Here is a 19,875-nt window from a genome sequence, read left to right as displayed (position 1 = left end):
TGTCGACGACCGCCGGCATTACCGCCCGGCTTTATCGGACGCGTTCAGCAACCATCCGGGATACTCGATCGGCAGGCGGCTCACCGCGTCAAGACGGGCCATGTCGTCGTCGTCAAGGTGGACATCGACGGCCTGCACGTTGTTGCGCAGTTGATCCAGACGCTTGGCGCCGATGATCACCGTGGAGACGACCGGCTGCCGAAGCAGCCACGCGATCGCGACCTGCGCCGCGGAACGGCCATGCCTGGCCGCAACCGTGTTCAACACCTCGATCAGCGGTTCGCCACGGGTCCGATCGATCGGCGGAAAGTCGAGTTCCGTCTGACGTGCACCGTCGCCTGCATTGCCTTTGGCGTATTTTCCGGTGAGGTAGCCGCCGGCCAGGGGGCTCCAGACCATCAGGCCGACGCCTTCCGAAACGAGAAGCGGCGCGATCTCACGTTCCAGATCGCGGCCAACCAGCGTGTAGTAGGCCTGCAATGAGGTGATCGGCGCAAGATTTCGGGCGCGCGCGATGCCGATCGCCTTCATGATCTGCCATGCCGCCCAGTTCGACAGGCCGACATAGCGGACGTCACCGGCGCGCACGAGCACGTCGAGCGCCTCCAACGTCTCCTCGATCGGTGTCGCAGGGTCGAAGGCGTGGATCTGATACAGGTCGATGTGGTCGAGGCCGAGACGTCCAAGGCTGGCGCGGGCCTCCGCCAGGATATGGCCACGGGATGCGCCGCGCCGGTTGGGCCCTTCGCCCATCGCCGATGCGACCTTCGTCGCAACCACTATGTCGTCGCGAGGGATACCGAGATTCCTGAGGCTTCGGCCAAGGATCTCCTCGCTCCGTCCATTGGCATAGACATTCGCGGTGTCGAAGAGGTTGATGCCCGCATCGAATGCGGCCTTCACCAGAAGATCGGCGTCCTCCTGACCCAGTCGGCCGACCTGGCCCCAGAGCCCATCGGTGCCACCGAAGGTCATGGCGCCGAAACTCAGTTCCGAGACGAACAATCCGCTGTTGCCGAGCTTTCGCATGCGCATGGCTATTCCTTTCGAAGATGAGGCAGGATCCCGAGACCGTCCGGGCAAGGCTTGGCATTCGGCGCGACTGGATCGCTCCCATTGGCCAGGCTCCGGTTTCCCCGAGCTAGCTTAATCTTGAAGGCGCAAGCTATGCGGATCCGATCAGGGATCGGCACCCGCCGATCAGAGGCCGATGCATGGTCTTGCGGGAATGCGGTTTGACGCAATCAGGCGCGGTACTGATAGGATGTGCATAGTGCCTGGATCGAGGATTGGGCTGAATTGGAGATATACGGTCTCACCGGCGGGCTACTGTCCCGATCGCTTCCTGGCCTTTGGAGACCGGGCACAACTTCGAAGAGGCAAGCCCTATGGCTCTCCCATCGTTTTCGGATCTCCGCGACGCCATCGAGCGGCATGCGCGCTACGACTATCTGACGCCGATCGAGGGGTTGAAGGTCGGCCGAACGGATATGCCGTCCGAAGTGGGCCATTCGATCTACCAGCCTTCCTTCGGACTGGTCGCCAGGGGCGTGAAGGAGTTGATGGTCGGAGAAACGGCCTTTCGCTATGCGGCGGGTGAATCCCTGGTCTGTGCCGCCGATGTTCCCGTGACGTCGCAGGTCACCGAGGCAAGCGCGGCGGCGCCATACCTTGCCATCCATCTGGAGATCGATCCGACGGTGGTCGCCGAACTCCTGCGCGAGCAGTCGGGCCCGCGTCCGAGAGCCGACGACACTCTGATCGCCGGCAAGTACAGGCTCGACCCGGAGCTCTTCGACCCGATAATCCGGCTGCTTTCGCTTCTCGAGCGGCCACGCGACATTCCAATCATGGCGCCGCTGATCCGTCGCGAGATCGTCTGGCGCCTGCTGCATACCGAACACGGGCCCCTGCTCAGCCAGCTCGCCTTCGCCAACGGCCACGCTGCGCGGATCGGCCGGACCACCGCCTGGATCCGCGAGCATTATGCCGAGCCCATGAGCATCCCGGATCTGGCGGCAAAGGCGAATATGAGCGTTCCGAGCTTTCACCGTCATTTCAAGGCTGTGACGTCCTTGTCTCCGGTTCAGTTCCAGAAGCGCGTCCGCCTGCAGGAGGCGCGGCGCGGTCTGTCCAGCGCCGACACCATTTCGTCGGTCGCTTACGATGTCGGCTATGAAAGCCTGTCGCAATTCAACCGCGACTACCGCCGGCTGTTCGATCTCACACCCAGCGACGATGCCGCAATGCTGCGTCATGGCAGCAATCGAGCGCTTGCGCCCGCTACGCCTGTCGCCTGCAACAACCCGCGCCTCTTCTCATAAGCGGCATTCGACCTCTGAAGATCGGCCGGAGCGCGCGCCGTCAGCGGCGCAATCCCGCGCGGTCCGGAGCAGGAGCACCATGGCCAAATTCAAGTCACGTTCCGCCCTTGCCGCCTTCGGCCTGGTGCTGCTGGGAGCCGCTTTTGCAGGCAATGCCGAAACCGGCGCGCAGACAGCGGCCCCTGCCACAACGGAGTTCGATACCCATGCAGGCCGGATGGCGGTCACGCCAGTGCAGCAGATGAGTGTCGTCGTCGAGGCTCCGAGCGGGGTCCTCTACACCGATCCGACAGGAGGTGCCGCGCGATATGCCGCTCATCCGGCGCCCCATATCGTGCTGATCTCCCACGAGCATCGGGAACACTACGATGCTGATACGCTGGATGCGCTTATGGGGCCGGACACGCGCATCGTCGTTCCGCCCTTCGTGATGGACCGCCTGCCTGAACCGCTGAAGGCACGTGCCGTCTCGCTGGCGAACGGGCAGAAAGCGGTTCTTGGATCGATCGAGGTCGAGGCGATTGCGTCGCATGGTCTTGGCGGCCAGGCCATGCTCTGGCATCCACCCGGGCGGGGCAACGGATATGTCGTCACCCTCGACGGTCGCCGGCTCTACGTCGCCGGATCGACGGAAGCGGTTCCCGAGATGCTCGCGCTCCAGGATATCTATCTGGCGTTCCTGCCGCTCTATCCTCCCTATGCGCTAAGCCCCGAGTCCGCCGCGCAAGCCGTCGCCGCCTTCGAGCCGGACTATGCCTACATCTATCAGTACGACAGCAGACGCTCGCGCGATGGTTTCGTCAGGCTGGCCGGGGACGGCCGGTCCCGGACGGTCGTCGTCGCACCGGAGATCGGCCGCTGACGCCTTATTCGCCGCGTGAACGATCACCGTCGTCGGCACCCACCGGGGCAAGACCATCGAAGCGCCGGCGTGCCGCCTCGACCTGCCAAAGGCTCTTTCTCGTCCAGTCGTCGATCGCCTGAAACAGCGGCTCCAGGCTCCGTCCCAGCGGGCTGATGGCATACTGGACCGCAATGGGAGAGGCGCTGACGACGGTGCGTTCCACGATCCCGTTGCGTTCGAGCCGGCGGAGGGTTTGCGTCAGCGCAGCCTGCGTGATGCCATCCAGCGAGCGCTTCAGCGCGTTGAAGCGCAACGGTGCAGGGCAAAGAGCGCCCAGCACGAGGATCGACCATTTGTCGGCGATCTGATCCAGCACTACGCGGCTGGTAACGGCTCTGTCCGTGGTCTGTTCGGCCATACCTGGTCGCATCCGATTGCCTGATTGACGAACGGTATAGATTGCATACCAGTACCGGGCAAGAAGGAGATATGGATTATGATGTCAGATCGCACCGTGCTGGTTTTCGGCGCTACAGGGCAGCAGGGCGGCGCCGTGGCGCGGTCGCTGCGGAAGGAAGGCTGGACGGTCAGAGCCTTCGTTCGCAACCCCGAAAGCGCAGCCGCGCAGGGTCTGGAGGCCGAGGGTTGCACGCTTGTCCAAGGCGACATGGGCGATCCGGCGTCGATCGAGACGGCATTGGCGGGTGTCTACGGCGTGTTCAGCGTGCAGCCGAGTTCCGGGCAGGGCGTCTATGGCGTGAGCGACGCCGACGAGGTCGCGTTCGGCACACGGATCGCGGACCTCGCCGTGCGCGCAGGCGTGCAGCATTTCGTCTACAGTTCGGTTGCCGTGGCCGGGAGCGATCAGACAGGCATGGGGCATTTCGACAGCAAGCTCGCGATCGAGACGCATGTGGCAAAGCTGGATATGCCAACTACGATCGTGCGGCCGAGCACCTTCATGGAGTTGGTGATGCTGCCGGGACTCGGGCTGGATCGGGGGCAGCTGACCTTCTTCACGCGTGAGGACCAGCCAACGCAGTTCATCGCCGTCGGCGATATCGGCCGTACTGTCGCGGCGGTGTTCGCCCAGCCCGGTCGCTTCGCCGGGCAGGCTTTCGAGATCGCCGGCGACACGGTCACCGGGCCGGAGCTCGCCGCAAAGCTGAGCAAGGCGACGGGGCGGGCGATCGAATACCAGCGGTTCCCTGACGAGGTGCTTGCCGGCAATGCGTTTCTTGCCGGCCTGGCAAGGCTGTTCGACTCCGGACGCATGGCGTCGCACGCCGACATTGCCGCACTTCAAGAGCTTATGCCCGGTCTACAAACATTCGACACCTGGCTTGCAGGTCCGGGGGCGGGGTTGCTGACAGTGGCGCTGGAAAAGGAGGGCGCCGACGTCGCTCTGCGCTGATTGCGAGGCGACGCCCGAGATCAGAGCGGATCGGCGGCGGGCTGCCGCTTGAGGAAATCCTCGATCGTCTCGATGACGCGCGGTGCAAGGGGCAGCGCCGGATCGGCATAGGTGGCGATGTTTGCGGCAGTGTCATCGGACGAGACTGCCTTCAGCACGTGATTGACATCGGGGATCACGGCGAGTTCGGCCGCTGGCGCCGCCGCCTTCAGGGCCTCCGCATCCGGAACGCCGACCTGGATGTCCCTGTCGCCCTGCACGATCAGGATCGGCTTCTCCACCCGTCCCGCAAGGTCTGCGGGGTCCAGCGCAAACGCGCTGATAAGGAAGCCCTGGATGGCTGGCGCAAACAGCGGCGCCAGCGCGGGCGGCACGGCGTCTGCATCGACGCGCTTGCCCGCAGCCAGTGCATCGATTGCGGCATCGGCCTCAGGCAAAAGCGGCGCATTGGCAGGCTGGGCGCGAAGCTGCGCCTTCACCACGTCACCCATGGGGCGGCCTGCCGTCGCAACGAGGATAAGCCCGCAGATATCCGGGCTTTCCTGCGCGGTCGCAAGGGCGACGAGCCCTCCTTCGCTATGTCCGAGCAGCCAGACGCATTTCGTTTCGCTCCTGCGTCGGATGTCGTCCACCCAGGCCCGGGTGTCGCTGACATAGTCGTCGATCGTGACGGCATTGGCGTCGCTGACGGCACCGGCGCTTGCCCCGATGCCGCGCTTGTCGACGCGGACGGTCGAGATGCCCCTCTGCCCCAAACCCTCGGTCAGAAGACGGTAGGTGCCCGCATTAATTCCGAGTGGGCTGTTGCCATCCCGATCCGTAGGGCCAGAGCCGGGGATGATCAGGACGACCGGCGCGCTCGCGTCGGCGGCCTTGATCCATGTTCCTCGAAGATCGCCCTCGGGCCCGTTGATGGAGATGTCCTCCGACGGCATCGAGGCTGCTGCCAGCGCCAGCATTGAAGCATAGAGAAGCATGGATGCCCCGACCTTCCTGCTATTTGGCTTACGGTGTGCGGAAGCACCTGCATGCATCGAAATAAGATCATTATTGCGACCATTACTGCCGTTCAGGACGAGCCCTGCCTAGCAATTTAGATTTTTGATAGGCATACTGTGCCTAGCAAAATCTGGAAATGATAGTCATGATCCCACTCAGCAGCATCGCGATGAGCGCCTATACCGATCTGGTGCGGCTTCTAAAGGACGATGCGGTGTCGGGCGTCGAGGGAAAGCCAAGCCTGAAGCAGCGCGGCGAAAAGGCTTATTGGTATGCTGCGCGCCGCGTCGGATCGGCGATGCGCTTCTTCTACATCGGTGAAGATGGCGACGAAACCCGTGCGCGGGTCGACCGGATCGAGGCGCTGCGTGCGACAGCGAGAGAGCGGCAATCCGAGCGATCGCGGCTGGTGCGCCTGCTGCGGGCGGAGGGCATGACACCGACCGACCGGGCGACGGGTTCCATCCTGTCGGCCATGGCGGATGCGGGGACGTTTCGGCTGGGCGGCACCATTGTCGGCACGAATGCATTCCGCTTGTACGAAGGTGAGCTTGGCATGCGCCTGCCCCTGGGCGGGATGGCAAACACCGGCGACATCGACATCGCCCAATTTGAAAAACTCAGCGTCGCTCTGGAGGATCAGGTCGACCCGACCCTGGCAGCAACGTTCTCCGCGCTGAAATTCGACCCCCTTCCGGGGGTTGATCGAAGTCGCACGTGGCGCTGGACACAGGGCGGCAGCGGCCAACTAGTGGAGTTCCTGACGCCGGCATTCGGCGAGGAAACGATACGCGATCTGCCTGCCTTGGGTGTCAGTGCGCAGGCACTGAACTACCTCAACTTCCTGATTGCCGAACCGATCCACGCAGCATCCATCTATAGATCCGGCGTTCTGGTGCAGGTGCCACGCCCCGAGAGATACGCGATCCACAAGCTGATTATCGCTGATCGCCGGCGCGATGGTGCGGGTAGCCTGAAAGCGTCGAAGGACCGCGAGCAGGCCGCGTTCCTGATCGAGGCATTGGCGCAAGACCGGCCCGACGACCTGCGCCGAGCCTATGTCACCGCAATGGACGTCGGCCCTCGCTGGCGCGAACACATAACGAAGTCACTGAGTCGTATGCATGAAACGAGAAAAATCCTCGACGGTATCTAGTGGCGAACGTCGTGGCGTTGATCAGCACGATCAAGCTGATGCACGGTCGTATCGATGTCTTCGGGCTGTACAGTGCTTGGATGGTCGGAGCGAGAGGATTCGAACCCTCGACCCCAACCTTGGCAAGCAAAAATTGCCGCGTTACGGTAATTCAGCGAGGTTCATCTAAATGAGCTTCAGTGCCCGTCGCTACGGACTTTATGACATAGGGTCGTTTGAACTGTAGCGAACGCCGATCAAGTGGTGCGAACTCATATTGAGGTGTGTGAGTGCAACCGTGAGGTAACCGCCGTAACCCAATGGCCGTATCAACCGCCCACCCTGAAAAAAGGGGGCGGCGGTCCGACCTATACCAGACCGCCGCGAGAGACGAGGAAATGAGCGGACGCTGGAACGTCCCCCTCACTTCTCACGAACGGTGGTATGCGGACTGCGCTGCCCATGAGCCGTGGTCACGAAGCGCCCGCTGATCGCGCTACGGTAACTCCCGCCGGTTGATCCAGATTTTCCGGGCGCTTCGCGTACCGTCGTGTTGGGGCTACGCTGGCCGTGCGCACTGGTCACGTATCGCCCACTGATGGCACTGCGATAACTGCCGCCTCCACCTTTACCCTTGGCCATATTCTAGACTCCTATGTTGAGCGCCGATTGCGTTGGCGCGAATCGATTGCTATATCGCAATCACAGCTTCATATTGCCGGGGAGCAATTCGATTGCAAGAGCGCAACTGATGGGTATCGTCAAATTTGACGGAGAGCGGTTCTTCGCATCTCTCGACAGTGTCCGTTCGGCCCGAAATCTGACGTGGAAGAAGGTGGCCGAGCAGGCCGGCGTGCCTGCCTCCACTTTGACCCGTATGTCGCAAGGTCGAAAGCCGGATGTGGACAGCTTTTCAGCCTTGTGCACCTGGTCAGGCTTGAAGGCGGACAACTTTATGGCCGACCGGAAGGAGCGAACTGAGCCTCTGGCAGAGATGACAGCGCTTTTCCGGGCTGATCCGAATTTGAGCCGAGAAGGAGCGACAGCTTTGGAAGCCATCATGAAGACTGCTTACGCGCAGTTGAGGAAACTGCAAGTCGATTGATGGCGTTGCGTAGAGGGTTCAAGAGCGAAGCGAACTGGTGGTCCCGGGAAATGCGCCGAGAACTGGAGCTGCAGCCTATTGACCCCATATGTCCATGGGCTCTCTGCGAACATCTAGGCATTCCGGTTCAAGCTTTAAGCGAATTCGGCCAGCATGCGTCGGAAGCCGTGGCGTATCTTGGCACGCCTAAAGGCCGGAAGGAGTTTTCGGCCGTTACAGGCGTGGACTGCGGTCACCGCTTCATTATCCACAACGACACGCACAATCGGAAAAGGCAGGCATCAAACCTCGCACATGAGATCGCCCACGCGCTCTTACAGCACCCTGCCCACGCAATGCTGAACGCGCATGGTCAGAGGATTTACGACAGAATGCTGGAGGAAGAGGCGGGTTGGCTGGGTCCTGCCTTACTGATCTCTGAGGAAGCCGCGCTCCATATCGCCGCAACGATGACCAACGAGCAAGCTTCGGAAATTTATGGAGCGAGCCTTGATGTCGTTCGGATGCGTTTAAACGTTCTCGGCGCCCATCGACGCGTTGCGTGATCAGCAATTGCTAAGTCCGTTCGCTGCTTCGAACGAGACGGTTGAGAGATACGCGAAACGGCGAGAGGTCGAGGTTGCCCTCCCGCTTCGGCACCACCATAGTGAGGTCATCACCCTCTCCTATCAAATGAATATGCCAGTAATGCGTACCGTTCTCGCGCTTCGTTGTATGGAGAGAGGGAAGCAGCGTCTTCAGTTCCGCATGCGGAATCGCAAAAGCACAATCCAAGTCCATGCACCCCAAGACGAAGTAGGCACGTTCGACCTTTTCGAGAAATTCGTCCCACTGCGGATGGAAGGCGTACCAGTACGGAGCCTGATTGCGCCCGGTGTAACGCTTGGACATGGCGCAGGCGGCGCGAATACTGTGTGCTGCGTTCCAATATAAAGCGCGACTTTTGCGCACCAGCGAAGCGCCTTCGCGCTGGCCGAGCGCTGTGATGACGGTATCTCGCTTGGCTTGGAGGAGCTCTCGATCCGTGAATTCCCAATTGTCCTTGCTCTCCGAGCGCTCGGGATTTGTGCCGGCTTCCGGAATATAGTTCTCGGTCTCCGGGGCGATCTCAGTAGTCGGTTCCTCGACGTCCCGTACCGTGGTGAACATCACGTCCACCATGCGATCGAGGCGGGTGTACTCGACAGGCATGAACAAGCTGCGTATTTTCAAGCCCGTCTCGTAGGCTTCGGATTCCTCTTTGAGCAGCACGAGCTTGATGAGGGCTTCGGCGCTGATAAGGCGAACATCCCATGCATGCCGCGACCCTCTAATCTGCGCTTCGAGTTCGCCGGTGTCCTGTCTCCCGACAACGATGAGGATTGACGAACTCTCGTCGATCTGACCGCTTGCCAGGAGCTTTGTGCGGTACCCAGCCAACGTACCGAGCGACAATCGAAAAGCGTCGGTCGTTTTCACCTCGGTGATGAGCGTATGCCGTTCGGGAGACGACCAAAGGCCATCGTAGCCAACCGAGTTTACGGCGCCCTGATATCGCCCATTCTCGACCCGGTATTCCAACCGTCGACCGAGTTCGTTGATAAGATCCTGAAGCACCAGACCACTCTTAGCGAAGGACGTCTCCAGGCAGTGCTCGATATAGGTGGCGATTTTGGCTGTCGGAATTTGTCCAAGGTACTCCCGCAACTCCAAGGAACAGGCCGAGCCGTCTTTTAGAACGCCGTCTCCAGCACTGGACACGATCTGCTCGACGCTCAATTGGCCGACGGCCTCTGGATTCGAGCCCCAGAACGATAGAAGCGGCATCTTTAGGCATACCCAATTGAACGACACAACCTCCGCTTTCCGTGAGACGGGAATCAGGGCTTAAGCTCAGTCTGGGCGATCGTCGGCAGGCGACGCAAGTGGCTCGTAAACGTAAGGAGGAACCAAAACCGACATGCAAATCACGCGTGAAGAGCTCTACGTGCTCGTTTGCGCCGAACCGCTGAGCAAGATCGCGCCGCGATTTGACATTTCAGGTACCGACCTCGCCACCATTTGTCGGAAGCGGATATTCCCTACCCAGGTTCCGGGTGCTGGACGCGCAAGTCTCTCGGACTGTCGCCCTCAAGCCTCTCCCTGCCTCTCAGAACTTCGACGAGGCGACTATTTTGATCGCGCCTAGAAAGAAGCGCACGGCTGGCGTGGTCGAACGGAGCACGGAAGTTGCGACGATCGACGTCTTCGATTCGGTGTTGGTGGCTGCCACGGTCACTGCCTCGCCTCCTGCCGCGGTGATAAAGCAGCGAAGGCCCAAACCGCATTTGCCGCGTGATCCCGATCGACCCCGTTAAGCTCGTTAACGAGGTCGAGGGCAACTAACTGCCCAGTCGATCATGGAGATTGCTTCAGAGCTCCTTGGGAGGCAGACCTTCCAAGCGGTTACGCTGGCGGTCGTAATTGCGCCAGTTGCGAAACCTAGTTCACAGATCGGAATCGTCGGCTCGAACGCGGTGCAGTGACGACCGAATGGTAGTTCAGGAAATCAGCTTAAGGCAAACTTCAACGTTTCAATTGAGCCGAATCGAGTCGGCCTAACGTCACTTTAGCAACGCAAGGACTTATTCTCTGGGAAAAGGACGGGAAATCACGTTATCTAGTCTTGCCTAAATCTGCCACGGGTGTTTGCTGGCAACCTAAGGGCATGCCCACCAGGGTTCGGTCGCCCTAGGACCGGTGTTATAACAACATGAACGAGAACCTGCCAAACAGAACGCACACCGCTGAAGGATCGGCGCTTGGCTTCCTGTATCAGTCCTTCTACGCGCTGCGGACGCTCGTCCTGCTTACCACGGACGATGCAGCGGTAGGTGTCGAGCGGCTAGACGACATTGAACTAAGGCCGATGGGCAAACCTTGCTCTTTCAGTTGAAGCATTCGATTAGCGCGAAGCCGCCCGCAATTACGCTCAAGTCGCGGCCCTTGTGGCGCACGATGAAGGTTTGGATTGACGCCTTGCCGGCGCTGACCTTGGCGGAGACGAAGCTGCACCTCGTTGTGGTCGGTCCCATCCCCGCCGACAGCCCGCTTATGGCGCTGACCGACGACGAGGCCGATCGCGCCGACTTGGTCGCCGCGATGACCGACGAGGCGGAACGCGTGCTTGAAGAGCGCCGCGCTGCGGCGAAGGCGGGAAAAAAGCCGCTGCCCTACGGGGACCGGGTCGACGGGTGCGGGGCTTTTCTGGCGCTGCCCGAGACAGATCGTCTCAACCTCCTTCGCCGCACGGTGATTCAGCCGGACAGTCCGACCGTCGCCGAGATCGAGGCGGAGATCGCCGGGCACTTCCAAATCGTCCTTCCTGAGTACCGAGCAGTGGTGGCGAAGCGGCTGGTTGAATGGTGGGACCGGCAGGTCGTCTACTCGCTTTGCGACGAGCGCGACCGGGTTATCACGCGGACCGAACTGCAGAGCCAGATCATGGCGATCGTCGCCGATTTGGAGCAGGACAAGCTCGTGCCCGAGTTCGAGACGCTCGGTCCGCCCGACGACTACCAGCCTGATGGAATGCTTGCCCGCCAGATTGAGCTAGTGAAGGGCAAATCATTCGACCTGAAGCGCGCGATCCGGGAGGAGTGGAAGGCGCGCGAGCAGCGGGGGCGCTGGACCGCGGGCAACCCAGCGATGAAAGCGAAGATCACCGCCTACGACCATGTGCTCCACGAGCACTGGTTGGACCGCCACGATGAGATGGTCGAGGCGTGTGTTGAACTCGACACTGATGGAAAACGCGCATTTGGGCTCGACCTGCTGCGCTGGACGCATAACGAGGCGCCGAAGACCGTGCAGCCGATCGCGGTGGGGTGGGGCGCGCCCTACTACGTTCGCGGAAGCTACCAGGTCCTCGCGATTAACCTTAAGGTCGGCTGGCACCCAAATTACCGGACGATGCTCGGGGCGGGCGAGTGAGGGATGCTCATGACCTCTACGCTGAGACCAACCCGGCCTTTTGCGCTGCGGCGCTTGTGGCGTTCACGAAGGCCTACATGTCGGAGCGTCCGGATGGGCCGGTGACGCCGCTCGCGTATCTCGCCCTCCCCGTGGCGCTTTCGGGCGAGCTCGCTACCGCTTTCGAGAAGTCCAACAAGAAGACCGGCCTGCTGGAGTGGCTAGAGCGCAGTCCGCAGGTGCAGCTCGGGCTCTCCGAGCGCGTCAACGCCTCGCTCGACATCGTGAGTGACGCGATCCGCTTCGGCTGCTTCACGCGCTTGATCGCGATCGGGGATGGCGCTCGCTTGAAATTGGGCGATCAAAAACTCAAACCGAGTGCGATTAGCGCGATCGGAGAAGAACCGGGACAAGCAATCAAGCGAGCCGGGCGGCTTGGGCACTGGTTCGCCGCTGCGGGCTCGACCCGGTCGGTGTTCGACACCATGGGACTGACCGTATGACGCGCTGGAACATCGAGACGATCTTCTTCATGAGCGTGTCCGGTCAGCGGCGCGACATCGAGTTCAAGCCGGATGCCCTCAATATCATTACGGGGGCGTCTGGCACAGGCAAGTCAACGCTCATCAAGGCAATTGACTACTGCCTAGGGTCCAGCAAATGCGAGCTCCCGGCCCATGTACGCCGTCGCAGCGTCGCGGTCGGTGTGAAATGGGTGTCCGGCGACACCGAGATGATCGTCGGGCGGATCATCCCGCCGGTCGGACAGGCGACTAGCACGCACATGTTCGCGACATCCGGTCGGAATCTCGTGCTGCCCGCGACCGTCGACGCCTTCGACGGCACAACGACCCTGGACGCGGCCAAGGCGTTCATTGAGCGAGCGTTCGGAATTGGAGATCTCGGCGGCGAACCGGGCGCGGCCGTCGCGCGGGGACGGGCCACCGTGCGGCAAGTCACGCCTTATATGTTCGTCACCAAGGAAGTAATTTACAGCGAGTCGACGCTCCTTCACGGTTTGGAGAAGGTGGACAAGGCGAGGGACATCGTCGCCGCCATGCCGTACTTTCTGCGCGCTACAGACGAGGCTAGCGCAAGCGATGAACGTAAGCTGCGACAGCTGCAGCGCGTGCTTGAGAAAGAGGAAGCGAAAGCGCGTTCCCGAGCCGCCGCCGAGACCCAGCTCAAGGAGCGGGCGGCGAGCCTCCTGGAAGAGGCGCGCCGTCTTGGTCTGGCGGCGCCTCCCTCCACCGGATCGACAGAGGCCGCGTTGCTAGTCGACCTGAAGGCCGTCTCCGAGACGGGGCTGCAGGCCAGCGCCTACCCGAACGAGGGCGAGCTCGGAGCGCTCAATCGGCGGCGAAGGGAGATCCTAACCGAACTCGGCGCGCGACGCCGTCAGTCACAAGCGACCCGGACCGCGCTTAGCGAAGCGACCGGCTTTCAGAGTGCGGTCGGGCGACAGCGAGACAAACTAGCGCTCACGGAGCACCTGAACCTAGAGGAGGGCTCCGCAATTTGTCCTGTGTGCGAGGCGCCCTCCGAACGCGGCCGCGAGATGGTGGCCGACCTTTTAGAAATCCTCACCAAGGTGAGAGCCGAGAGCGTAGCCGTCGAGCGGGTTAAGCCCCGCTTGGTTGAGCACGATCGAGTCCTTGAGGGGCAGATCGGCGGCTTGAACGCGGAGCTTCGCCGCATCGATGACCAGATCCAAACCTGGCTACGTCAGAGCGACGAGACTCGCAGGCTCGCCGACCTTGGGCAGCTCCGGGCGCATCTCCTTGGTAGAATCTCCTTTTTCCTAGAGGCCAGCGTCGATGAGCCCCGCCAAACGATGCGGGACCTTGGCGTGCTAAACTCCGAAATCGCCGAGCTCGAGGCGCGCGTCGATCGAGAGGCTAAGGAGGTCAAGCTGCGTCGAGCTGAGGCCAAGATCTCACAGTTCGCTTCAGAGGCTTTCGACGCTTTGCCGACGGTAGCGCCCTGCATAGGGTCGGAGCTCGACTTCTCATCCCGACAGCCAGAGGTCACGGTGATTGAGGCGGACAGCGGCGCTGTACTGCGCTTACCTGACGTCGGCTCCGACCAGAACTACCTGGCGATCCACATAGCTCTGTCGTTCGCTCTCCAACATTATTTCGAAGCCGTGGCCGCGCCAGTGCCGGGTCTGCTCGTCCTCGACCAGATCAGCCGACCCTACTTCCCGCAGAGTGGCGAGGATGAGGATGAGGCGGAAATTTCCGGCGGTGCGGAGGACGAAGACGTGCAGGCGATGCGTCGGCATATCGACTTCCTTTTCGCCGAGACTGCGCGCCGCAAAGGCCTACAGGTGGTCCTGATTGAGCATTCCTATTTCGCGGACGACCTGCGCTACGTGGCGGCGACGCGGGAGCGTTGGACCCGAGCGTCCGGACGCGCGCTGATACCACTAGATTGGCCGACACGGGACGACCAATGAGTACTGTCACTCTGAAAAGAGTTTCCTCTCCCAATCACTTCAGCCTGGATACGTGATTCGCACTCTGCAGGATGGAGCATAAGGAAGTTGTCCTTTCGAGGGGCCATGCGAAAAGTAATTCCGAAATGATCAAGATCGACATAAATCATTTCGTGCGGGCTGCGCTCGAAATCGGTCACAGCGGTGATAACGACACTCTGCCCTACGATCTGGATGCCGGGTTTGTGAAGGAGAAGGCCGAAAATCTCGCGACGCTTTGCTTCGACCTGTTCCAGAGCATCGAGACTGGCAAGGTCGGGAAGGCCGTTAACTTTATGAACGGGCTAGCGATAGCATCGGAACGCCTGCTAGTGCCCTCTGGGCCACACGGTTTCCGCATCACGACGAAAATTCATCCGTTTTGGAATCTCTATCTCAACGGACTTGGTCTGGCGATTGCCGAAGCGAATGAAAGCCAACGAAGCTGTCGGGCTCACTCCTATCGGCTTGCGTCCGAAGGTCCGGGCTTTTTCGATCGCAGCAGCTCATGGCGTACCTACAAGCTTGCAACTCTAGACGAGCTCGGTTTGGATCAAGAGGGCTCCGTCGTCATCCAGACCGATATTTCGAGCTTCTACGAGCACATTTATCACCATCGATTGGAAAACGTCGTCAAAGATCTGGCGCCGGCGTCGACTGTGGCAACGCAAATTGATCGCATCCTGAGTCAACTCGCAGCCGGCCGTTCCTTCGGTCTGCCGGTCGGCGGTCAGTGCGCGCGGATATTGGCCGAGGTGATGATGACACCGATCGATCAATCGCTAACCGATGGCGGCCTCGTCTGGCATCGCTATGTCGATGACTATACTTTGATATGTCCTTCCCGCCAGGAGGCCTACAAAGCGCTCTCGAATTTGTCGCATACGCTCGCCGATTATGGTCTTTCTCTCAACCGAAGTAAAACAACAATTCTAAGCGCGAAACATTATCGCGACTTCATCTTGGCACAATTGGGGGATGGCGAGGATGCAAGTCTCGCACTGAGGGAACTGGACCTCCATTTCGACCCCTACTCAGACAGCGCTACAGCGGAGTACGAGAAACTTAAACAATCCTTTAAGAAGATCGACATATCTTTTCTTCTCGACCTCGAGCAGGAGAAATCACAGCCGGACGCCTTCGTGCTCGCCCAGATTGGACGCGCCCTCAAATTCCAAGAACCCGGAGTGGCGGTCCAGCTCTGCGCTACTCTCCTTGACCCGACCAATCTTGATTCCTTTCGTGCATCATGGTCGAAGATCATGCGTGGCGTCTATTCAGTTCGAGCTAACGGCGAGTTCGCGTCGATCTTTGACGCTATCGATAACTTACTCGATCATATTCCTGGTGCTACTCCTCATCTTCTCGTTCCTGAAGCCAACTTGCTTCATTATCTCCGAGCGATCCGGTTCGTTCGCACTAATAACCGCGGCGCTTTTGTCCGTCGGACCTATGATGCAACGAAATCCACATCGGTCCGTCGGGCCTGCATCGACTGCTGGCGGCATTGGCGCGACCGGCCCAGCTTTACGCGACTTCGCAACCAGTGGCAGAATCTCGGCGCCGACGAGCAGCGTATGCTTTGGCTAGCGGCAGGCGCATTCGGAGACGAAGGCGAGAAATCGCGAAAGCAGTTGCGCGGCACCCTATCACAGGTCTGGCGACTTGGGATCGAGACCATCACCAAGGGCGAGTTCGCATCATTCTACGAGGATTGGGTGCACAATGCCGACTAGTCGCCTCCCGGCGCGCGACCCGAGGACAGTGGCGCGTGACATTCCTGGTGTTCTCGACATCCTATTTCCACGCCTAACCGGCGGACTCGTCAATGCCTTGAATAGCGATATGTTCGCCTTCCCCAACATCCAAGCAATTCCGGTCGAAGCGATTCAAGCGAGTAGCCTGCAGAAGGCGATGCTTTTCGAAATCTCGATGGCCCGAGCAGAGAGCGAACTGCGCGGCGGCTTCGCGGCGTCGTGGGACGAATGCCTAAAGGTTGCGTCACTACGACAGTGTCGCCATTTCGACGCTCGGATTCCGGAGAAGCTTGAGCTAACAGACATCTCGCTCGCCGACCATGCCGCACGAAATTTGGTTGCAATGCTGGACAGCGTGCGGGCTCAGAGGCCTTCAGCGATTCTTGAACGCGCGCCCCTGATACCTGGTCTCGGATGGGTAGCTTCCGGCAATGGTGACTTCTCTCTCGGTTCTACCCTCATTGAGGTTAAACATACCGGGCGAAACTTTGGCGCGGCAGATTTTCGGCAGGTGCTCATGTATTGGCTGCTGCAGTACGCCCGGACCATGGAGGATAACGGTCAGGTCTGGTCAGACGTGCTCCTGCTGAACCCACGCCGCAATGCGGCGCTTTTGGTAAATTACAACAATCTGCTTCGGTCAGCGTCCGCGTCTTCAAACCGCGTTGAACTCGTAGAACTGTTGCGATCTGCAGTCGGCCAAGATCTCGATCGGCGATAAAGCGTTGCAAGCTCAAACCTATAATCGACTATGGAGGGCTCGCGGCCTATACGAGCCTGATAGTCGCGCCGGAACGATCGGCCGGTTTCCGGGAGCGCTCGTTCCATCTCAGTTGGCTGGATGTGGGTCTTCCGCGTTTCGACTGCTTTATACCTTTTGGCGATTGGGAGCGGTCAGACGGCTTTCGGCCCGATAGCGACCTTCAAGGCATCGTTGCAGCTACGGCTCACACTCCTTCGACGCCGCGACTTCAAAACGCCTACCGCCACCACGCGTGTGACCGCGCGGCAACCGCGTGCGTCTGAGCGGCAGAATAATATTCGAGAATTTGCGCGACTTCACCGCGCATATAGCCCGAAAACCCTTTCGCCGTCAGGTTTCTGATCATCGGTCACATAGGGAAAAACTGGAGCGGGCGAAGGGATTCGAACCCTCGACCCCAACCTTGGCAAGGTTGTGCTCTACCCCTGAGCTACACCCGCCCGCTCCTCCGTGCGGCGCCAGCGGCGCCTCGGATGGGCGCTATATGGCCGAAGCTTCATGCGATTGCAACAGGGAAATTTCGGGCGTTGCGCGAAAGGCCGGAAGGCTTTCCGCATCCCCGGCCGCTGCGGCCCTTTCGGAGCGGTGGCAAAGGTTCTAAGTCATGGCGACGACTGGTCCTGCCGCGAAAGGAAGCCAAGGTGGACGACGCGCACACCCCGAATCCCTCGGATGAAGCGGCTGAGCGGAACCGTGCCGCTGCGCTGTTCAGCTACCTCGATTCGCTGGGCATCCAAACGCGCACGACCTGGCATCCGGCAGTCTTCACCGTCGAGGCCAGCAGCGGCGTCACCGGCTCCATCCCCGGAGCGCACACCAAGAACCTCTTCCTGAAGGACAAGAAGGGGCGCATCTTCCTGGTCGTCGCGCTGCAGGAAACCGAGGTTGCACTGAAAAGCCTGCATCAGCGAATCGGCGGGCAGGGCCGTCTGTCCTTTGCCGATGCGGCGCGGATGGAACGGTTGCTCGGCGTCTATCCGGGCGCAGTCACCGCTTTCGGCGTGATGAACGACACCGGCGGCGAAGTGCGGCTGGTGGTCGATGCCGCCCTGCAAGATCATGAAATCATCAACGCACATCCCTTGACGAATACCGGAACGACCAGCATTTCCCGAGGCGATTTGATGCGCTTCTTTGCCGCGACGGGCCACGATCCCCTGATCGTCGATCTCACCGCGGACGATACAGGCGACAGCGAGGAAGGGTCCAACCCATGAGCAACAATCCGTACGAGACGTCCTTCGGCTATGGCGCGCAGACGACGACGCCGGCAGCATCGCCCTCGCTTTCGGCCGGCAGCTCCGCGGCAGGCGCCACAGGCGGCGACCTGATCAAGGACACGACCACGGCGTCCTTCGCGGCCGATGTCGTGCGCGAATCGCGCAACCAGCCCGTCCTGGTGGATTTCTGGGCGCCCTGGTGCGGGCCCTGCAAGCAGCTGACGCCGATCCTGGAGCGCGCGGTCAAAGCCGCCGGCGGGCGGGTCAAGCTGGTGAAGATGAATATCGACGAGCATCCCTCCATTGCCGGCCAGCTCGGCATCCAGTCGATTCCCGCCGTCTTCGCCTTCGTCAACGGGCAGCCGGTCGACGGCTTCATGGGCGCCCTGCCGGAAGGGGAGATCAAAGCCTTCATCGACAAGCTCGGCGGCGAGCCGCAGGACCCCGTTGCCGATGCGCTCGCCAAAGCCGGCGAGCTTCTGGCCTCCGGCGATGCTTCGGCCGCCGCCCAGCTTTTCGGTGCGGTGCTGCAGCACGACCCCGATAACCTCAAGGCGGCTGCCGGCCTGGCCGAATGCTACCTTGCCGCGGACGATATCGAGCATGCCCGCGCCATCCTCGACCAGCTTCCCCCGGAGGCGCTGGACGATCCTGCCTTCGCAACGGTGCGGACGCGGCTGAAACTGGCCGACGAGATCGCGCAGCTCGGCGATGATGCGGCGCTGCAGGCGCGGCTGGACGCCGATCCGAACGATCATCAGGCGCGTTTCGACCTCGCGCTGATCGCCAATGCCAAGGGCGACCGTCAGACCGCGGCAACGCTGCTGCTGGATATCATCAAGCGCGACCGCGCCTTCGACGATGATGGCGCGCGTCGCAAGCTGCTCGAATTCTTCGATGTATGGGGCGGCAAGGATCCGGCGACACGCGATGCGCGCCGCCGGCTATCGTCGCTCCTGTTCTCTTGAGCGGCGGGCCGCCCGCGCCATATCCGTGGTCCGGCGGCCTCACTGCAGGGAAAGCGAAAGGCAAGGGCTTGGGACAGGCAGGCAACGTGAACTACACGAACGGCGACATGGTGCCGGAAACGGTCCCCGTGTTTCCGCTGGAAGGAGCATTGCTGCTTCCCGGCGGCCAGATGCCGCTGAACATTTTCGAGCCGCGTTACCTTGCCATGATCGACGACGTGATGGCCGCCGACCGCGTGATCGGCATGATCCAGCCCCGGCTCGACGGCAGCCGCAACCCGAATGGCGATTCGGAGCTGTCGGCCATCGGATGTCTCGGGCGCCTCACTTCTTTGACGGAGACGGGCGACGGGCGCTATCTCATCACCCTGCAGGGCATCTGCCGCTTCAGGATCGTGCATGAGAAGCGGACCCCCAAGCCCTACCGCGTCTGCGATGTGTCGATTTTCGTGGCCGATCTCGATCTCAGCGCCGGGGCCGACGAGGTGAACCGCGACGGGCTGCTGAAATCGTTCCGCGATTATCTGGAAGCCAACCAGCTCGAGGCGGATTGGGAAAGCGTCACTCGGGCCTCCAACGAAACCCTCGTCAACGCGCTGTCCATGATGTCGCCCTACGGACCCGCCGAAAAACAGGCGCTGCTGGAGGCGCCCGATCTTCGGACGCGCGCTGAGACGCTGATCGCCATCACGGAAATCGCACTGGCGCGTGGCGGCGGCGAAGATGGCGGGGGCATCCTCCAATGAACGACGACGCCGCGATGCGCCCCGATCCCAAGCTTCTGGAGCTGCTCGTCTGTCCATTGACGAAGGGGCAGTTGATCTACGACGGCGAGCGCAACGAGCTTGTCTCCCGCAAAGCTGGGCTCGCCTATCCCATTCGGGACGGCATCCCCATCATGCTGCCGTCCGAAGCCCGCATCCTGGATCGCTGATGCATC

General features: G+C 61.2%; 21 protein-coding genes and 1 tRNA gene. 16 read left to right on the top strand and 6 right to left on the bottom strand.

Annotated features, from left to right (window positions below; all coding sequences use genetic code 11):
- Window positions 1-18: 18 nt before the first annotated feature.
- Window positions 19-1,035, bottom strand: coding sequence for an aldo/keto reductase (locus tag AUL31_RS16205; protein ID WP_060609132.1), 1,017 nt, complete (start codon window positions 1,033-1,035; stop codon window positions 19-21).
- A 353-nt stretch (window positions 1,036-1,388) separates the two neighbouring features.
- Here AUL31_RS16205 and AUL31_RS16200 point away from each other — a divergent pair, with 353 nt between their 5' ends.
- A complete protein-coding gene (locus tag AUL31_RS16200; RefSeq protein WP_060609129.1) occupies window positions 1,389-2,324 on the top strand; it encodes an AraC family transcriptional regulator in 936 nt (311 codons plus the stop codon).
- Window positions 2,325-2,403: 79 nt separating this feature from the next.
- A complete protein-coding gene (locus AUL31_RS16195) occupies window positions 2,404-3,186 on the top strand; it encodes an MBL fold metallo-hydrolase (protein WP_060609126.1) in 783 nt (260 codons plus the stop codon).
- A gap of 4 nt (window positions 3,187-3,190) precedes the next feature.
- On the opposite strand, the gene AUL31_RS16190 is transcribed toward AUL31_RS16195, so the two are convergent.
- Entirely contained in the window at window positions 3,191-3,586 is a 396-nt protein-coding gene (locus AUL31_RS16190; RefSeq protein ID WP_060609123.1) for a winged helix-turn-helix transcriptional regulator, read from the bottom strand.
- An 81-nt stretch (window positions 3,587-3,667) separates the two neighbouring features.
- On the opposite strand from AUL31_RS16190, the gene AUL31_RS16185 reads away from it, so the two are divergent.
- Window positions 3,668-4,582 (top strand): NmrA/HSCARG family protein, encoded by a 915-nt coding sequence (locus AUL31_RS16185; RefSeq protein ID WP_244489443.1) that lies wholly within the window; start codon window positions 3,668-3,670, stop codon window positions 4,580-4,582.
- A 20-nt stretch (window positions 4,583-4,602) separates the two neighbouring features.
- Here the strand turns inward: AUL31_RS16185 and AUL31_RS16180 are convergent, their stop codons facing one another.
- On the bottom strand, window positions 4,603-5,559 hold the full coding sequence (locus AUL31_RS16180; protein WP_244489442.1) for an alpha/beta hydrolase: 957 nt from the start codon (window positions 5,557-5,559) through the stop codon (window positions 4,603-4,605).
- A 167-nt stretch (window positions 5,560-5,726) separates the two neighbouring features.
- Between AUL31_RS16180 and AUL31_RS16175 the strand changes: the two genes are divergently transcribed.
- The 3 genes from AUL31_RS16175 to AUL31_RS16165 all read left to right on the top strand — a co-directional run bounded on the left by AUL31_RS16175 (window position 5,727) and on the right by AUL31_RS16165 (window position 8,366).
- Entirely contained in the window at window positions 5,727-6,737 is a 1,011-nt protein-coding gene (locus AUL31_RS16175) for a nucleotidyltransferase family protein (protein WP_200801689.1), read from the top strand.
- Between the two features lie 730 nt (window positions 6,738-7,467).
- Window positions 7,468-7,821 (top strand): hypothetical protein, encoded by a 354-nt coding sequence (locus AUL31_RS16170; protein WP_143190274.1) that lies wholly within the window; start codon window positions 7,468-7,470, stop codon window positions 7,819-7,821.
- Window positions 7,821-8,366 carry an ImmA/IrrE family metallo-endopeptidase gene (locus AUL31_RS16165; protein ID WP_060609113.1) on the top strand — a complete coding sequence of 182 codons (546 nt, stop codon included), beginning with the start codon at window positions 7,821-7,823 and terminating at the stop codon, window positions 8,364-8,366. The genes AUL31_RS16170 and AUL31_RS16165 overlap by 1 nt, the downstream gene beginning before the upstream one ends.
- Window positions 8,367-8,376: 10 nt before the next feature.
- On the opposite strand, the gene AUL31_RS16160 is transcribed toward AUL31_RS16165, so the two are convergent.
- Together AUL31_RS16160 and AUL31_RS20820 are read right to left on the bottom strand one after the other, a co-directional pair.
- Window positions 8,377-9,627: a hypothetical protein gene (locus AUL31_RS16160; RefSeq protein WP_060609110.1), complete on the bottom strand. Its 1,251-nt coding sequence runs from the start codon at window positions 9,625-9,627 to the stop codon at window positions 8,377-8,379.
- A 322-nt stretch (window positions 9,628-9,949) separates the two neighbouring features.
- A complete protein-coding gene (locus tag AUL31_RS20820; RefSeq protein ID WP_280137917.1) occupies window positions 9,950-10,078 on the bottom strand; it encodes a hypothetical protein in 129 nt (42 codons plus the stop codon).
- Window positions 10,079-10,552: 474 nt separating this feature from the next.
- Here AUL31_RS20820 and AUL31_RS20725 point away from each other — a divergent pair, with 474 nt between their 5' ends.
- From AUL31_RS20725 to AUL31_RS16135, 6 genes are all read left to right on the top strand, one after another.
- Entirely contained in the window at window positions 10,553-10,735 is a 183-nt protein-coding gene (locus tag AUL31_RS20725) for a hypothetical protein (protein WP_244489441.1), read from the top strand.
- An 83-nt stretch (window positions 10,736-10,818) separates the two neighbouring features.
- A complete protein-coding gene (locus AUL31_RS16155; protein ID WP_244489440.1) occupies window positions 10,819-11,772 on the top strand; it encodes an ABC-three component system protein in 954 nt (317 codons plus the stop codon).
- The gene (locus AUL31_RS16150; RefSeq protein WP_060609107.1) at window positions 11,769-12,254 is read left to right on the top strand and encodes a three component ABC system middle component; all 486 of its coding nucleotides are present in this window, start codon (window positions 11,769-11,771) and stop codon (window positions 12,252-12,254) included. The genes AUL31_RS16155 and AUL31_RS16150 overlap by 4 nt, the downstream gene beginning before the upstream one ends.
- Entirely contained in the window at window positions 12,251-14,209 is a 1,959-nt protein-coding gene (locus tag AUL31_RS16145) for a DUF3732 domain-containing protein (RefSeq protein ID WP_060609104.1), read from the top strand. Before AUL31_RS16150 ends, AUL31_RS16145 begins: the two co-directional genes overlap by 4 nt.
- A gap of 125 nt (window positions 14,210-14,334) precedes the next feature.
- A complete protein-coding gene (locus AUL31_RS16140; protein ID WP_060609282.1) occupies window positions 14,335-15,963 on the top strand; it encodes an RNA-directed DNA polymerase in 1,629 nt (542 codons plus the stop codon).
- 28 nt (window positions 15,964-15,991) lie between these two features.
- Window positions 15,992-16,705 carry a hypothetical protein gene (locus AUL31_RS16135; RefSeq protein WP_244489438.1) on the top strand — a complete coding sequence of 238 codons (714 nt, stop codon included), beginning with the start codon at window positions 15,992-15,994 and terminating at the stop codon, window positions 16,703-16,705.
- Between the two features lie 407 nt (window positions 16,706-17,112).
- Here AUL31_RS16135 and AUL31_RS16130 read toward each other — a convergent pair.
- A tRNA-Gly gene (locus AUL31_RS16130) sits at window positions 17,113-17,187 on the bottom strand.
- 201 nt (window positions 17,188-17,388) lie between these two features.
- Between AUL31_RS16130 and AUL31_RS16125 the strand changes: the two genes are divergently transcribed.
- The 4 genes from AUL31_RS16125 (at window position 17,389) to AUL31_RS16110 (ending at window position 19,869) form a co-directional block, all read left to right on the top strand.
- Complete coding sequence (locus tag AUL31_RS16125; protein ID WP_073469390.1) at window positions 17,389-17,964, top strand: prolyl-tRNA synthetase associated domain-containing protein; 576 nt, start codon at window positions 17,389-17,391, stop codon at window positions 17,962-17,964.
- Window positions 17,961-18,935 (top strand): thioredoxin, encoded by a 975-nt coding sequence (gene trxA / locus AUL31_RS16120; protein WP_060609099.1) that lies wholly within the window; start codon window positions 17,961-17,963, stop codon window positions 18,933-18,935. Before AUL31_RS16125 ends, trxA begins: the two co-directional genes overlap by 4 nt.
- A 107-nt stretch (window positions 18,936-19,042) precedes the next feature.
- Window positions 19,043-19,681: an LON peptidase substrate-binding domain-containing protein gene (locus AUL31_RS16115; protein ID WP_060609277.1), complete on the top strand. Its 639-nt coding sequence runs from the start codon at window positions 19,043-19,045 to the stop codon at window positions 19,679-19,681.
- Window positions 19,678-19,869: a Trm112 family protein gene (locus tag AUL31_RS16110; protein WP_060609096.1), complete on the top strand. Its 192-nt coding sequence runs from the start codon at window positions 19,678-19,680 to the stop codon at window positions 19,867-19,869. Before AUL31_RS16115 ends, AUL31_RS16110 begins: the two co-directional genes overlap by 4 nt.
- Window positions 19,870-19,875: the final 6 nt, after the last annotated feature.

Source organism: Aureimonas altamirensis (assembly GCF_001463885.1).
In the GTDB taxonomy this organism is placed as follows: domain Bacteria; phylum Pseudomonadota; class Alphaproteobacteria; order Rhizobiales; family Rhizobiaceae; genus Aureimonas; species Aureimonas altamirensis.
Note: the sequence above shows the minus strand (reverse complement) of the source record. Positions and strands in the feature narration are given on the sequence as shown.